The sequence below is a fragment of the Micromonospora sp. C97 genome (genome assembly GCF_018070385.1).
GTDB lineage: Bacteria > Actinomycetota > Actinomycetes > Mycobacteriales > Micromonosporaceae > Micromonospora > Micromonospora parva.
The window spans coordinates 1-14,839 of the sequence record NZ_JAGPXU010000018.1; the positions used below are offsets into that span (position 1 = coordinate 1).

Below are 14,839 nucleotides of genomic sequence, written 5' to 3' on the forward strand. Positions count from 1 at the left end.
AGCCCGCAGGATCGACATTCCGGGGACCGAAACTGCAAGATCGACGAGGTGTGAGGGCGTCAGCCGTGCAGGCCACCGGTGCGGTCACGAGCCTTGAGGCGGGTCGTGGGCAGCGCGGGCGCCGGCAGCGGCGGCGCCGGATCGTCGGCGACCACACCGAAGCGTGCGTCACCGGCCATCCAGTCCTCCCGGGCGGCGGCGATCTCCTCGTGCGACCGGCCCACGAAGTTCCACCACATCACCAACGGCTCCTCGAACGGCGTACCGCCCAGCAGCAGCAACCGGGCCCCCGCCCCGCCGCGCACCGTCAACTCCCGGCGGCCCGAACCCAGATACAGCAGCGCCCCCGGCTCGAACCCGACCCCGGACGCCTCCGCGGACCCGGACATCGCCAGCACGGCGTACTCGAAATCGGGCCGCAACGACATCGTCGCCGGCGCCTCGCCGCGCAGCTCCAGCTGCGCCCCCACCAGCGGGGTGTGCACCACCGCCGGTGACCGTTCCCCGGCGAACTCGCCGACCAGCACCGTGCCGTCGAGATCGCCGTCGCGCCAGCGGGGCAGGTCGGCGTGGTGCGCGAAGTCGGCCGCCCCGGCGCGCGCCGGATCCGGCAGCGCCACCCACAACTGCACGCCGTGCATCACCGGCGGGTGGGTGGCCGGTGACCGCTCCGAGTGGGCGATGCCGTTCCCGGAGGTCATCACGTTCAGCTGGCCGGGAACGATCGGCTGGACGTTGCCGAGGCTGTCCCGGTGCAGAATCTCACCGTCGAGCAGCCAGGTCACCGTCTGCAGCCCGGTGTGCGGGTGCGGCGGCACCTCCATGCCGGGCCGCTGCGCCACATCGTCCGGGCCAAAATGATCAACGAAACACCACGCGCCGACCATCCGGCGGGCGCGCTGCGGAAGCAGCCGCCGCACCGTGGTGTACCGACCCAACGGCACGTCGTGGCCGGGCAACAACACACTGCCGGGGTCGACGTCGGCCACGCCAGGCGGTCGGGTCTGCGCCAGCATTGATTCAGTACGCTCCACCGCCCGACTGTACGCTCACGCCCACCTGCGTCAGCGGCGCTTCCCGCCAGGGCCGACAGGCGTCACCAGCCCGCGGGCTTGGCGACGCGGGCTTGGCGACGCGGGCTTGGCGACGCGGGCTTGGCGACGCGGGCTTGGCGACGCGGGCTTGGCGACGCGGGCTTGGCGACGCGGGCTTGGCGACGCGGGCTTGGCGACGCGGGCTGGCCGTGCGGGTCAGCGGTTGCTGGAGGACACGATCACGCTGTTGGCACCGGCGACCAGGTCCAGGTACAGGCGCTCGGCCGACCGGTCCCATCCCGGCGTACCCAGCACCGAGCCGGCGGCCACCCCGTCCCAGCGCTCGTCCCGTACCACCACCGAGCCGGCGCCGACTCCCGCCCGCACCCGAACCGGCGTCTCCCCGGGGACCCGGACGTCGAGCTGGCTGGTCCCGCCGGTGAGTCGCACGGTCAGGCTGCCTGAGGTCGGACCGGCGAGGTCGTCCGGGCCGGCCGCGGTGATCGGTGGCAGAAGAATTTCGGTACGGCTGGAACCACCGGCGAGGTCCACGCCCAGCAGCCGGGCCCGGCTCAGATCCAGCACCTGGCTGCTCACCCCACCGACGAGGTGCAGACGCCAGGCGACCCGCTCGTTGAGCAACACCCGCACGGCGCGCGGCCCACGCGTCCCGGATTCCACGAGGTCGAGCCGGGCTGTTTCCCCCCGTACCGTCGGACGTCCCGCCACCCCCGAGCCGGCCGGGACACTGATCCGGTACAGGTCCTCGCCCAACTCGGTCACCCGCAGCTCGAACGAGGTCAACCCGTCCGCGAGCACGAAGGTGCCCTTTTGCCAACCGGCCACCGGCGCTGTCAGCAGTTGCTCGGCAGCAGCGCCCCCACCGCCGCGGCGACCGTCGGGCGCGTCCGGGTCAGCGCCGTCCCCCGGACGACCGTCGCCACCGGGCCGGGTGCCGCCACCGGGCCGGGTTCCGTCGGGCCCGGCGCCGTCGGGGCGGGTGCCGTCGGGGCGGGTGCCGTCGGGGCGGGTGCCGTCGGGTTGGCTGGAGTAGGTCATGCCGAGGCGGCCGGGATCGGCAACGATCAGGGCCACCGCCGCCGCCCCCAGCAGCAGCACGACGGCGGCGGCAGCCACCAACAGGCGAGCCCCGGTCGACCACCGCTCCGGCGCGGTCGCACCGGAGGGTTCCGGCCCCAACCCCGGTTCGCGATCCACGCCGTTCCCCACTGCGGCCATGCCTCTGTCCCTCCGCCGGTCCCCGTCCAGGGGTACGTACCCGCCGGCCGATCGGATCACTCGGCGCCGATCACGCCACTCCGCTACGTCGCCGACGGAGATCTTGGACAGTTTCCGTTCGGGGCGAACGGAAACTGTCCAAGATCTCCGGACACCCGCCGGTCAGACGACACCATCCGCCTCCCCACACCGCTGGAGCGCGAGATTCCGGCCCCCTCAGCCAGGGGCGGTGGACGGCAGGCGGGGACAGCGGACGGCAGGCAACGGACCGCGGACCGTGGACGGCAGGCGGCAGGCGGCAGGCGGCAGGCGGCAGGCGACGGACAGCGGACAGCGGACAGCAGGCAGCGGACGGCGGGCGGCGGACGGCGGGCGGCGGCAGACGGGGGCGGGAGGCGACGGACGGGGGCGGGAGGCGACGGACGGCGGGGGATGCGACGGGTGATCGGCGACGGCGACCGGTGGTCGCGGGTGCCCGTCGTATGGCTAGCGACCTGCACGGCGACAGCAGGAATGCCGCTGGCCGGCACCCCGTGTTGCGGGTGCCGGCCAGCGGTCGGAGTCGTGCGGTGGTCTTGCTGTTCGGTCGTGCGAATCCGGGGTCAGCTGTTCCAGTACTGGGCGACCAGGTCAGCGGCCTGCTGCTCCCACTGGGCGTAGGCGTCCGGGTACGCCGAGACCTGCACGGTCTGCGCGGCCACGGTCAGCGGCATGTCCTGCCACCCGTCAACCTGCTTCAGACCCTTGAGGAACGCGGTCGTCGAGTACTCGGGGTCGGTGATCTGCTCCGGGGTACCCCAACCACTGGACGGGCGCTGCTGGAACAGGCCCAGCGAGTCGTGATCGTTCCTGTCGCCCAGGTGACCCAGGTTCTCCAGCTTCGACTCCTGCAGGCTCGTCGCGATCGAGATCACCGCGGCGCGCTCAGGCAGGCCGGCCTTCTTCGTGGCCGCGATGATCGCCTTGACGTTGGCCGTCTGCTCGTCGTTGAGGGTGATGTGCGACTGCTCGCCCTGGGTGCCGTGCGGGATCAGCTTGCTGATGTCGGGCTTGTCAGCCTGCACCGTGACCGCGGCCGGCTTGGTGTCGGCGTGGTTGGCCACGTGGGCGATCGGGCCGGCGAACACACCGCCGACGAACGCGAGACCAGCAACGGACAGCACGCTCTTACGCATGATCGTGTTCATGGGGGTAGCTCCTTCGGGGGTAAGGACACCCACACGTCGGGGGGACGCACGGGTGTGAGCACCTCGTCCGGCGCTGCACAAACAAACGGGAAAAGTCTGAGGGGTCGGCGGCCTGCGAGCGGGGGGCTCGTGGCACCGGGGGTCCAGGTGTAACGACCGGGGGGGCCGGGGTCATTCCGGGCTGGCCCAACCTGTCCGCACCCAGGTGGAGGCGGTGCCTGCGGTCGATCGTGGGGGTCACAACGACCGGGTGGAGGCTGGCATTCCGACCTGCGCGACCAGGCTCAGCGCCCGGGGCCCACTCGGTGGTGCTGCGATCGTCAGGATGTGTAACGACCCCGACCCGGCCATGATTCCAGCCTGCGGGTGCGCCCGGTCACCACCCACTGACCCCCACAACCCGACAAACCACCCAGGCGATGGCGGACGGTCGGGTCGAACCGCCCCCACCGGGATGATCCACTGAAAGCGGGTGTCCCGGACGAAGGGACAGCCCGCTGTCAGGGAAACCCAAGTCGAGCACGGAAGCATCAGCGCGCATTCGCCCAGACGCGGTCGGCCTGCCATGGCCCGGCAAGGGTGGGTGGGCGTAACCGGACGCTACCGACGGTCCTGGTCTGCCAGGCGGGAACGCACCTTCGCGGCGCAGGCGTCCAGGACCGTTTGCGCGTCCAACCCCAGGCTCTCGATGGCCACCAACGCGGTGAAGGCGACGTCGGCCAGCTCCGCCGCCACGTCATCGCGGGTGTGGGTGACACCCTTGCGCGGATTCTGCCCGAGCAGACCGATCCAGGCGGCCGACGCCTCCCCCGCCTCTTCGGTCAGCTTGAGGATGCGGCAGGTCAGCTCGGTCTGCCCGGTGCCGTTCGCCGCGTCCAGCCAGCTGCGCGACACCCGGGCCGCCTCCCAGATCGACTCGTCCACGGCGACCAGTCAACCCGATCGGCCCACCGACCCCGACGACCGGGTTCGGCCGGACAGTCGTGGTTGAGCCGCCGGTCAGCGTACCCATTGACACTGGTCGACGGCGGTTCTAGGTTCAGGACGCTACCGGCCGGTAGGCAACCGTCCCGCTGGTCGCCCCCGGGCGACATCCGTCCGATGGGGAGCATCGATGCTGTCCACACCCGTTCGCACCCTCCGCCGGCTGCTCGCCGCCACCACGACGCTGACCCTCGCGGTCGGGCTGGTCGGTGCCGCACCGGCCGGCGCCACCGGCCGCGACGCGAGGGGCGGCGAGCCGCTGCCCGGCTACACCATCGAGAATCCGCCGTTGGCGCCCCTGGTCGTCGGCGGCAAACCGACGACGGTACGCCAGGGAGTGCACCGCCACGCCGGGTACCTCATCGAGGTCCCCGCCCGGTGGAACGGCGACCTGGTGATGTGGGCGCACGGCTACCGTGGCCAGGGCACCGTGCTCTCGCCGGAGCCGCCGGGCTTCGGGCTGCGCCAGCGACTCCTGGAGCAGGGGTACGCGTGGGCGTCGTCCTCGTACGACCGCAACGGCTTCGACATCCGCTCCGGTGTGCTGGGCACGAAGGACCTCGCCGACCATTTCGCGCGAACGGTCCGCCGACCGCAGCACACCTACGTCGCCGGGGTGTCGATGGGCGGGTACGTCATCGGTCGTTCGCTGGAGCAGTATCCCGGCTTCTACGACGGCGCGTTGCCGATGTGCGGGGTGCTCGGCGATCAGACGCTTCTCGACTTCTACCTGGACTACAACCTGGTCGCGCAGGCGCTCGCCGGGGTGCCGGCCTATCCCACGCCGGCCGACTACCTGACCAACGCGGTGCCGCGCATCCAGGTGGCGCTCGGCCTGGCCGGGCTGACCCCCACCGGGCCGGACACCACCACCGAGCGGGGCAAGCAGCTGCGGGCGATCACGGTGAACCGCTCCGGCGGGCCGCGTCCGGGAGCCGACGCCGCGTTCGCGGTGTGGAAGGACTTCCTGTTCTCGATCAGCGTGCCCACCAGCAGCGGCAACTCCCCCGCCCAGCGGCCCGGCCAGCTGTCCACCAACCTGCTCACCCGCTACACCCCGAACAGCCCTGTCAACGTCAACGCGACGGTGCGGCGGGTCGCCCCGGAGAACCTGCGGCAGCGGCTCCTGCCGACGTTGACCGAGGTGCCGCGGATCGCCGGCCGACCGACCGCGCCGGTGCTCAGCCTGCACGGTCTGGGGGACCTGTTCGTGCCGTTCAGCATGGAGCAGGCGTACGCCACCGACGTGGCGCGGCACGGTCGCGCCAAGCTGGTGGTTCAGCGGGCGATCCGGGCCACGCAGCACTGCGAGTTCACCCCGGCGGAGGCCGGCACCGCCTGGGACGACCTGGTGTCCTGGGTACGCACCGGCAAGCGCCCAGCCGGCGACACCGTCACCGACCCGGCGGTGGTGGCCCGGCCCGACTACGGCTGCCGGTTCAGCGACCGGGACGCGTACGCCGCCGGGGTCGGCACCCGCCGTCTCTACCCGGCCTGCTGAGGGCACGACGAACGCCGGCCGGCCCCTGAACGGGACCGGCCGGCGCGGGATGTGCGGGTGTCGTCACCAGAGCTGCTGGACGATGTCCGCCGCCTGCTCCTCCCACTGCGCGTACGCGTACGGGAAGGCGGAGACCTGCACGGTCTGCGCGGCGGTGGTCAGCGGCAGGTCCTGCCAGCCGCCGACGTTCTTGAGTGCGGTGAAGAACGCCGTGGCGGCGTACTCCGGGTCGGTGATCTGGTCGGGCGTGCCCCAACCGGACGACGGACGCTGCTGGAACAGGCCCTGCGAGTCGTGGTCGTTGTACGCGCCGAGGTGGCCGAGGTTGTACAGCTTCGACTCCTGCAGCGAGGTGGCGATGCCGATCACCGCGCCCCGGTCACCGACGCCGGTCTTCTTGGCGGCGTCGACGATGGCCCGGGCGTTGGCCAGCTGCGCGTCGTCGAGGGGGACCCGCGACTGGGCGCCCTCGATGCCGTGCGGGATGAGCTGCGCACGGCTCGGCTTGCCCTCCGGCGGCTTGCCGGTGGCGGAACCGGTGGTCAGGCCCGACTCGACGGGCTGCTCGTCATTCTGCTGTGCCGAGGTGGCGGCCTTGCCGGTGGCGAGGTCGATGGCGGCGACGGCGCCCTGGTGCGGTCCGGAGGTGACCGGGGCCGCGGCTGCGGTTGGCGCGAGCGCCAGGCCGCCGAGGGCGGCCACGCCCGCCACGCTCAGCGCGGTCTTGCGGTACGAGTCCTTAGCGATGGCGGGGAGCCATCGAGTGAAGTCGACCTTCACGATGGTTGCCCTTTCGATCGTGCGAAGCGCTCCGGGGTGAACACTCCTCGGGAGATGACCGCGGAATGGGTTTGGGCTCCGGCGGTACGGGGGACACAACCAGGTTCACGTGTCGGTCATTCCGGAAATGACCTCGCGTCGGCCGGCTGCGGTCCCGGTCACGACGCAGAACCGGACAGACGCGGCTCGTCGCCCGTCACACCTGACAATGGTGACGCAGGGTGAATTCAGCGGTCGGAGGCAGAACGCCGTTCACACCCTTTGCTCTGCACCCACACACGCACCAGACACCGTGCGTGACGGCTGTGCGGAACGCCTACGGGGGGCGGAAACCGCTCATCCGCAGCTCAGGTCCGTGGCGCCGATCTGGGTGCAGAGCAAAGGGCGAATTCACCGTGGTGGGGAGGCGGCGGCTGGCGGTTTTGCCGCTACCGTGAGCGACCGACGGACCCGGCACTGTGGGTGAGATTGGCGTGTGGCTCGCCGTAGCGGACGAGGACATGCCAGAGCTGCTTGAGGTGCTGGAGGGTTTCCGCGACCGGACCCCGGTCGGTCCACCGCTCCGGCTCGGTGACCACCGAGACCGCGCCCCGCCCGACCAGCGCCGCGTCCACCGGCTCGCCCGGTCCGGCGAACTCCCGATGCAGCCGCGCCGCCAGCACCGGAATCGCCGGCCCTCGGAATTCGGCGTAGACCCGGTCGACGGCCAGCGCGAAGCCCGGGTGCCACAGCAGCGGGAAACCGTGCCGCTCAGCGATTGATTCCAGCGTCGCCCCGGTCAGGGTGCCGGCGAAGGCCTTGTCCACCACCAGTTCCTCGACATCGCGCGCGAGGTCGAGGGTGCCGTGGATCTGGGCCTCCACGTAGTCGTCGAGCGCGCGACCGACAGTTTCCGGCGTGGTCGGAACGTCCCGCACCGTCCGAACGAAGGTGCCGACGTCCGTTCCGGTGCGTCCCAGACACTCACCGGTGGCGGCGACACCGACCAGGAGCCCGGCGAGGACCGCCTCGAAGGCGTCGGCGGTCCCCACCACCCGCGGACCGAGGTGGCTGTCACCGAGACAGAAGGTCGCCCGGGTCAGCACCGCCGGACGCAGCCGCAGGTGACAGGAACCGAATCGGGGACAGGCGCCGTCCGCGTGACCGAGCAGGTTCATTCCGCCGTACGTGGGGCGGTCGGCCGCCGTGACCCCGGTTCGCTGGTACGCGCCGTCGAACATCCGTTGTTCCCAACGGTCCCGGTCTCCGCCCGGATAGGCGGTGAGCCCGCCGTTGGAGATTCCGGTGACGAACTGGCTGCGGTACACCCCGTCCTCGGCCAGGGCGGCGACGACGGTCCGCCCGTCGACGCACAACCGGTCGGGGTGGAAGTTGACGGTCAGGCGACCACACTGGACCACTGCGGCGAGCAGCTCTTCCGGCCGGTCGTGGAGGCCGGCGGCGGTGAGTTCCCGGGCGATGATGTCCAGGGCGGCGCGCCGCTCGGCCACGGCCAGGGACCGGACGTGGGCCAGGGCCGCCGTCTGCGCCGGGGTGAGAGCGGCAGCCCGGGAACTGCCGGACTCAGTTGTCGCTGTCACGTCCGGGCTCCGCATGCCGCGTCCCCTCCCGCACGTCCGGCGCGAGCAACTCCTGGAAGACGGTGATGTGCAGGCCGGCGGGCGCGTCGAGGCGGGAGTTGAGCGACTGCCACGGTGTACGCGTCGGCGGCGCGACCTCGCTCGCCCCGGCGGCGACCAGCCGGGCCGTAGTCGCCTCGGCGTCGTCCACCTCGAAGGCCACCCGCAGGCGGGGGGCGACCTGCCGCCCCACCTCGACCTCGTCGATCATGCGTTTCTGGGCCGGGTTGGCGATCTCCAGGGTGGCCCGGCCCGCATCCAGGATCACCACCCGGGCGTCTCCGTCGCCGACGAACGCCGCCTCCTCGGGCAGGCCGAGCGCGTCACGGAAGAACGCGACGGCAGCGTCGTAGTCGTCGGCCTCCACCACGAGGCGGAGCTGACGGACGGCGGGGGTGGGGTGCTCGGCGGCCATGCGCGATCCTAACGCCGTAGGCTCGCACCGTCGGCAAGGGAGCGTCATGGCTGGGACAGTTCAGGACGAGACGTACCCTCTGCGCCCGGTCGGCCGGGTCGCCTCGCCGCTGACCGACGCGGCGAGCGCGCCACGACAGGGCGACGAGGGCGCACCGACGGCGTGGCTGGTCTTCGACCCGCACGTCGAGCGGGCAGTGCGTGACCTGCGGGTCGGCGCGGAGCTGCTGGTGCTGACCTGGTTGGACCGGGCCCGGCGCGACGTGCTGGCGGTGCACCCACGCGGCGACGAGACCCGGCCGGAGACCGGCGTGTTCAGCACCCGTTCCCCGCACCGGCCCAACCCGATCGGGCTGCACCGGGTGCGGGTGCTGGCGGTGGACGGGCTGCGCGTCGAGGTGGCCGACCTGGAGGCCCTCGACGGCACCCCGGTCCTGGACGTCAAACCGGTGCTGGGCGCGGCCGACGAACGCTGAGCCCGCCGACCGCACGCCAGCAGGCCGGTGCGCTGGGCTCAGTGGCCGCGGTCCAGCCACTCCTGCAGGTGCGGCGCCTCCGCGCCGATCGTCGTGTCATCGCCGTGGCCGGTGTGCACGACCGTCTCCGGCGGGAGGGTCAGCAGGCGGGTGCGGATCGACCGGACGATGGTGTCGAAGTCGCTGTACGAGCGGCCCGTCGCGCCCGGGCCACCGGCGAAGAGCGTGTCGCCCGTGAACACCGCGCCCAGCTCCGGCGCGTGGAAGCTGCACGCGCCCGGGCTGTGCCCGGGGGTGTGCAACACCCGCAGCGTGGTGCCACCCACCTCGATGCTCTGCCCGTCGTGCAGCTCGCCGTTGGGCGGCAGGTGCGGGTGGACCATGTCCCAGAGGACCCGGTCGGCGGCGTGCAGCAGCACCGGCGCGCCGGTGGCCTCGGCCAGCTCGGGCGCCACCCGGACGTGATCGTCGTGGGCGTGGGTGGCCAGGATCGCCTTCACCCGGCGGTCACCCACCAGGGCGAGGATCGCCGCCACGTCGTGCGGCGCGTCCAGGACGACGCACTCGCGGTCGTCACCGATCACCCACACGTTGTTGTCCACGTCGAAGGTCTGGCCGTCGAGGGAGAACGTGCCCGAGGTGACCGCGTGCTCGACCCGGGCGGTCATCAGAACACCACCACCGAGCGGAGCACGTCGCCGTGGTGCATCCGCTCGAACGCGGTCTCCACCTGGTCGAGTGCGATCTCCTCGGTGACGAACGCGTCGAGGTCGAGTCGGCCCTGCAGGTACAGCTCGGTGAGCATCGGGAAGTCCCGGCTGGGCAGACAGTCGCCGTACCAACTGGACTTGAGGGCACCGCCGCGCCCGAAGACGTCCAGCAGCGGGAGCTCGATCTGCATCTGCGGGGTCGGTACGCCGACCAGCACCACGGTGCCGGCCAGGTCGCGGGCGTAGAACGCCTGCTTCCACGTCTCCGGTCGACCCACCGCGTCGATCACCACGTCGGCGCCGAAGCCACCGGTGGCGGCACGGATCGCCTCGACCGGGTCGGTCTCGGACGCGTTCACGGTGTGCGTGGCGCCGAACCGGCGGGCCCAGTCGAGCTTGCGGCTGTCGGTGTCCACGGCGACGATCGTGGTGGCGCCGGCGAGGGCTGCCCCGGCCACCGCCGCGTCCCCGACGCCGCCGCAGCCGATCACCGCGACCGAGTCGCCCCGGGTGACGTTTCCGGTGTTCATCGCCGCGCCCAGCCCGGCCATCACCCCGCAGCCGAGCAGGCCCACCGCGGCGGGTCGGGCGGCCGGGTCCACCTTGGTGCACTGCCCGGCATGTACCAGGGTCTTCTCGGCGAACGCCCCGATGCCCAGCGCCGGGGCGAGTTCGGTGCCGTCGGTGAGGGTCATCCGCTGGGTGGCGTTGTGGGTGTTGAAGCAGTACCAGGGCCGGCCCCGGCGGCAGGCCCGGCAGACCCCGCAGACCGCCCGCCAGTTGAGCACCACGAAGTCGCCCGGGGCGACGTCGGTGACGCCCTCGCCGACCTGCTCCACGATGCCCGCCGCCTCGTGACCGAGCAGGAAGGGGTAGTCGTCGTTGATGCCACCCTCGCGGTAGTGCAGGTCGGTATGGCACACGCCGCACGACTGGATCCGGACGATCGCCTCACCCGGCCCCGGATCGGGCACAACGATGGTGGTGACCTCGACCGGAGCGCCCTTGCTGCGGGAGATGACTCCCCGGACTTCCTGGCTCACTTCGCCTCCTGCTGGTGGTCTGCGGCAGGGCCGGGTGCCGGGGTGGGCGGGTGTGCCACGGGCTCGGCGCTGGGCCCCCGGCGAACCTACCGCGACCACCACAGCCTGCCCAGCCGCCCCGGCGGGTTATCGCGGGCGCTGCGGGGTACGCGGGCCGCATTCGACCACTGCCAACGGGGGTAACAATGAAATTCGCCCACCTGCCGCTGCGGCTCACCATCGGCGCGTACGTCCTCAACTCGGGTCTGGGCAAGCGCAACCTGGAGGGCGCCGCGGCGGAGGGCATGCACGGGATGGCGGTCGCCGCCATGCCTCAGCTCGGCCAGCTGGAGCCGGCGCGCTTCGCCAAGCTGCTGTCGTACTCGGAGATCGCCCTGGGGGCCGCGCTGATCGCGCCGTTCGTCCCGGCGCCCCTGGTCGGGCTCGGCCTGACCGCGTTCGGCGCGGGCCTGGTGCAGCTGTACCTGAAGACGCCGGGGATGCGGGAAGCCGGCAGCGTCCGGCCGACCCAGGCGGGTTCGGGGCTCGCCAAGGACATCTGGCTGGTCGGCGCGGGGCTGACCCTGGTGCTGGAGGGGCTGACTCACGGCCGTCGGCGCGGCTGAGGCCACCTGAGGGACCGCGGTGACTCACCCTCGGTCGGTGCGGCCGTTCTACCGGCCGATGCGGCCACACCGCCGCGACGAGCCGCACCGGGCCGCCACCCCGCTGGAACTGTTCTTCGACCTCTGCTTCGTGGTGGCCGTGGCGCAGGCCGCCACCAGCCTGCACCACTTCCTGGCCGAGGGTCACCTCGCCCACGCGGTCACCGGCTACGTGATGGTGTTCTTCGCGATCTGGTGGTCGTGGGTGAACTTCACCTGGTTCGCCTCGGCCTACGACACCGACGACGACGTCTACAGGATCACCACCCTGGTGCAGATCCTCGGGGCGTTGATCCTGGCGGCCGGGGTGCCCCGCGCCTTCGCCGACAACGATTTCACCGTCATCACCTACGGGTACGTGGTGATGCGGCTGGCCGCCGTCGTGCACTGGAGCCGAGCGGCGGCCGGCGACCCCGCGCACCGTGCGGCGGCGCGCCGCTACGCGGTCGGGGTGACGGTGGTGCAGCTCGGCTGGCTGCTGCGCCTGTTGCTGCCACCCGAGTGGGGGCTCGCGTCGTTCGTGCTGCTGGGGCTGGCCGACGTGCTGGTGCCGGCGGTGGCCGAACGCCCCGGCATGACCCCGTGGCACCCGGCCCACATCACCGAACGGTACGGGCTGTTCACGCTGATCGTGCTCGGTGAGGCGGTGGCGGCCGTCTCGTTGGCGATCCAGGACGGGCTCGACGCCGGGGAGCACGACCTCTGGTTCCTCGCCGCCTCCGGCGCGGTCATGGTGTTCGCGCTGTGGTGGCTCTACTTCGATCGGCGCAGCGAGGCGCCCGACCGGCTGCCGTACTCCCTGGTCTGGGGTTATGGCCACTATCTGATCTTCGCGGCGATCGCCGGGGTCGGCGCCGGCCTGGGCGTGGCGGTGGACTACGAACGGCACCTGGCGCACATCTCGGAGCGGACCGTCGGGTACGCGGTGGCCGTCCCGGTCGCCGTCTTCCTGCTCACCGTCTGGGTGCTGCACGTACGCCGCAAGCAGCACGGCGTGACGGCCGTCGCCTTCCCGGTCGTCGCGCTGCTGGCACTGCTCACGCCGCTGGGCCCGGCCCCGGTGTACGTGCTCGCGGCGCTGCTGGTCGTCCTCGTGACGATCACCGTGCTGTTCCGCGGCCGCGACGCGGGGCGGACCGCGGCCGTGGCCGACCAGGCCTGACCGCGGTCACCCCACCTGGCGGTCAGCCCTCCGACGCCCGGGTGAAGGTCATGATCCAGTTGGTCTCCCAGGTCTGCTCGCCGTCGACCGAGAACGCCTGCTCCCAGCGGGCGGTGGTCGCGCTGATGTCGGACCAGACGAACCGGCACCGCACCGGGCGTCCCTCGTGCTGGTCGTCGGCGTAGAAGCGGCCGACCCCGTCGACGAAGCGGCCCACCATCGGTGGCTGCCCCAGCACCCCGGTGTCGCTGCTCATCCAGTAGATCGACCACTCCTGCCGGGCCGGGTCGAAGATCCGGACCGTGGCGCCGGCGGAGCCTCGGGTCGGAAAGGTGATCTCGTCGAAGTGACCGCCGCCGGCGAAGAAGCCGTGCGCCACCGACACCCCCGGGAACTCCTCCCACTCGTCGGAGCCGACCAGCCGCTCGCGCAGCCGCCGGTTGACGACGTTCCAGGTGCCCACAAAGAAGTCGAAGTCGCCCATCAGCGGCCCACCGGCCCTTCCGCTCGCGTGTCGTGCAGGTATCCGGCCAGGTGGGGCGCCTGCGGGGCAAGCATGTGCCGCACCCAGGCCGCCCGCTCGTGCTCCAGCACCGCCAGCTCCCAGACGCAGCCGACGGCGGGTCGACGGACCTCGACGAAGTGGGTCGGGTCGTCGTCCGGGCAGTCCAGCGCCGGCTGCCCGGCCGCCGCGACGCGGACCTCCACCGCGTTGTCCCAGACCCAGGTGTACGCCAGCAGGTACGCGCCGGTGTCCGCGCCCCGGTGCAGCACCACCCACCCGGCGGCCGGGGTGCCGTCGTCGACGACGTCGGCCAGCAGCAGGCCCACCTGGTCGTACGCGGCCTTCTCCACCTCCGGTTCGAGCGGCCGTTCCGGCTGGTCGATGTGGTAGCGCTTGAGGTGCCGACCGTCCACCGTGATCGGTCCCGGTGTTCTCAGATCCTTGTCGCGAAATGCCATGCCGGGACGGTACGAGCGGTCCCCTGACAACTAGTGTCAGTGAAGTGCGGGCCAGTCGACTCCTCTCCGTCCTGTTGCTGTTGCAGTCACACGGGCGGTTGACCGCCGGGCAGCTCGCCGAGCGGTTGGCCGTCTCCCCCCGTACCATCTACCGGGACGTCGAGTCGTTGCACGCCGCCGGCATCCCGCTCTACGGCGAGGGCGGGCACGCCGGCGGCTACCAGCTCGTCGACGGCTGGCGGACCCGGCTCACCGGGCTGACCGCCGAGGAGGCCGACCGGCTGTTCCTCGCCGGCCTGCCCGGCCCGGCCGACGAGCTGGGCTACGGCGACGTGGTGGCGGCGCTGCAACTCAAGCTGCACGCCGCGCTTCCCGCGCCGCTGCGCGACCGGGCGACCCGACTGGGGCAACGCTTCCACCTGGACACCCCCGGGTGGTACGCCGACGGCGACGCCTCCCCCGAGCTGGCCCGCACGGCCGAGGCGGTCTGGCGACAGCACCGCATCGAGGTGCGCTACCGCGGCTGGAACGGCGAGGTGACCCGGGTCCTGGAGCCGTACGGCCTGGTCCTCAAGGGCGGCCGGTGGTATGTGGTGGCCGACCAGCCCGGCCGGGGCGCGCCGGCCACCTACCGGGTCAACCAGATCCTCACGCTCACCCCGCTCGGGCAGGAGTTCGACCGACCCGAGGACTTCGACCTGCCGGCCTGGTGGCGGGCGCACGTGGTGCGGTTCCGGGAACGGCTGCACCGCGACGATGCCACCGTCCGACTCTCCCCGGCCGGGCGGGAGCGGCTGCGCGAGATCGGCAGCGACCCGGTGGTGACCGCGATGGACACCAGCGCCGGGCCACCCGACGCGCGGGGTTGGGTGACCGCTGTGCTGCCGATCGAGTCGCTCACCCACGCCCACGGTGAGCTGCTGCGCCTCGGCGCCGAGGTCGAGGTGCTCACCCCGGTGGCGCTGCGCGAACGGCTGGCCACCACCGCGGCCGGGCTCGCCGCGCTGTACTCCCCCACCTGAACAGGCCCGGCCCCCTCCACAGTGGAAGGGTCGGGGGCGTCGGTTGTCGGCACGGTGTGCC

Annotated in this window: 16 protein-coding genes; 5 read left to right on the plus strand and 11 right to left on the minus strand. The window is 72.3% G+C overall.

Features of this window, described 5'->3' with window-relative positions; translation table 11 throughout:
- Positions 1-59: 59 nt before the first annotated feature.
- The 4 genes from KBX26_RS21650 to KBX26_RS21665 form a co-directional block, all read right to left on the minus strand.
- Entirely contained in the window at positions 60-1,034 is a 975-nt protein-coding gene (locus tag KBX26_RS21650; protein ID WP_030332548.1) for a pirin family protein, read from the minus strand.
- Between the two features lie 216 nt (positions 1,035-1,250).
- Positions 1,251-2,273: a hypothetical protein gene (locus KBX26_RS21655; protein WP_247680932.1), complete on the minus strand. Its 1,023-nt coding sequence runs from the start codon at positions 2,271-2,273 to the stop codon at positions 1,251-1,253.
- Between the two features lie 602 nt (positions 2,274-2,875).
- Complete coding sequence (locus KBX26_RS21660) at positions 2,876-3,460, minus strand: hypothetical protein (protein ID WP_210866285.1); 585 nt, start codon at positions 3,458-3,460, stop codon at positions 2,876-2,878.
- Positions 3,461-4,060: 600 nt separating this feature from the next.
- Positions 4,061-4,384 carry a MazG-like family protein gene (locus KBX26_RS21665; RefSeq protein WP_030332544.1) on the minus strand — a complete coding sequence of 108 codons (324 nt, stop codon included), beginning with the start codon at positions 4,382-4,384 and terminating at the stop codon, positions 4,061-4,063.
- 190 nt (positions 4,385-4,574) lie between these two features.
- Between KBX26_RS21665 and KBX26_RS21670 the strand changes: the two genes are divergently transcribed.
- On the plus strand, positions 4,575-5,945 hold the full coding sequence (locus KBX26_RS21670; RefSeq protein ID WP_210866286.1) for a S9 family peptidase: 1,371 nt from the start codon (positions 4,575-4,577) through the stop codon (positions 5,943-5,945).
- A gap of 63 nt (positions 5,946-6,008) precedes the next feature.
- Here the strand turns inward: KBX26_RS21670 and KBX26_RS21675 are convergent, their stop codons facing one another.
- The 3 genes from KBX26_RS21675 to KBX26_RS21685 all read right to left on the minus strand — a co-directional run bounded on the left by KBX26_RS21675 (position 6,009) and on the right by KBX26_RS21685 (position 8,759).
- Complete coding sequence (locus tag KBX26_RS21675) at positions 6,009-6,725, minus strand: hypothetical protein (RefSeq protein ID WP_030332540.1); 717 nt, start codon at positions 6,723-6,725, stop codon at positions 6,009-6,011.
- Between the two features lie 428 nt (positions 6,726-7,153).
- The gene (locus tag KBX26_RS21680) at positions 7,154-8,305 is read right to left on the minus strand and encodes a DUF3626 domain-containing protein (protein WP_307857875.1); all 1,152 of its coding nucleotides are present in this window, start codon (positions 8,303-8,305) and stop codon (positions 7,154-7,156) included.
- Positions 8,289-8,759: a VOC family protein gene (locus tag KBX26_RS21685; RefSeq protein WP_030332538.1), complete on the minus strand. Its 471-nt coding sequence runs from the start codon at positions 8,757-8,759 to the stop codon at positions 8,289-8,291. The genes KBX26_RS21680 and KBX26_RS21685 overlap by 17 nt, the downstream gene beginning before the upstream one ends.
- 46 nt (positions 8,760-8,805) lie before the next feature.
- On the opposite strand from KBX26_RS21685, the gene tsaA reads away from it, so the two are divergent.
- Entirely contained in the window at positions 8,806-9,234 is a 429-nt protein-coding gene (gene tsaA, locus KBX26_RS21690; protein WP_210866288.1) for a tRNA (N6-threonylcarbamoyladenosine(37)-N6)-methyltransferase TrmO, read from the plus strand.
- Positions 9,235-9,272: 38 nt separating this feature from the next.
- Here the strand turns inward: tsaA and KBX26_RS21695 are convergent, their stop codons facing one another.
- Positions 9,273-9,902, minus strand: coding sequence for an MBL fold metallo-hydrolase (locus tag KBX26_RS21695; protein WP_210866289.1), 630 nt, complete (start codon positions 9,900-9,902; stop codon positions 9,273-9,275).
- The gene (locus KBX26_RS21700; protein ID WP_030332535.1) at positions 9,902-10,987 is read right to left on the minus strand and encodes an S-(hydroxymethyl)mycothiol dehydrogenase; all 1,086 of its coding nucleotides are present in this window, start codon (positions 10,985-10,987) and stop codon (positions 9,902-9,904) included. Before KBX26_RS21700 ends, KBX26_RS21695 begins: the two co-directional genes overlap by 1 nt.
- A gap of 185 nt (positions 10,988-11,172) precedes the next feature.
- Here KBX26_RS21700 and KBX26_RS21705 point away from each other — a divergent pair, with 185 nt between their 5' ends.
- Both KBX26_RS21705 and KBX26_RS21710 read left to right on the plus strand, forming a co-directional pair.
- Positions 11,173-11,592, plus strand: coding sequence for a hypothetical protein (locus tag KBX26_RS21705; RefSeq protein WP_030332534.1), 420 nt, complete (start codon positions 11,173-11,175; stop codon positions 11,590-11,592).
- Between the two features lie 37 nt (positions 11,593-11,629).
- Positions 11,630-12,793, plus strand: coding sequence for a low temperature requirement protein A (locus KBX26_RS21710; protein ID WP_307857877.1), 1,164 nt, complete (start codon positions 11,630-11,632; stop codon positions 12,791-12,793).
- 22 nt (positions 12,794-12,815) lie between these two features.
- Here KBX26_RS21710 and KBX26_RS21715 read toward each other — a convergent pair whose 3' ends face one another.
- A complete protein-coding gene (locus KBX26_RS21715) occupies positions 12,816-13,277 on the minus strand; it encodes a hypothetical protein (RefSeq protein WP_030332532.1) in 462 nt (153 codons plus the stop codon).
- The gene (locus KBX26_RS21720) at positions 13,277-13,756 is read right to left on the minus strand and encodes a hypothetical protein (RefSeq protein WP_210866291.1); all 480 of its coding nucleotides are present in this window, start codon (positions 13,754-13,756) and stop codon (positions 13,277-13,279) included. Before KBX26_RS21720 ends, KBX26_RS21715 begins: the two co-directional genes overlap by 1 nt.
- Positions 13,757-13,800: 44 nt before the next feature.
- Here KBX26_RS21720 and KBX26_RS21725 point away from each other — a divergent pair, with 44 nt between their 5' ends.
- On the plus strand, positions 13,801-14,778 hold the full coding sequence (locus tag KBX26_RS21725) for a YafY family protein (protein ID WP_210866292.1): 978 nt from the start codon (positions 13,801-13,803) through the stop codon (positions 14,776-14,778).
- Positions 14,779-14,839: the final 61 nt, after the last annotated feature.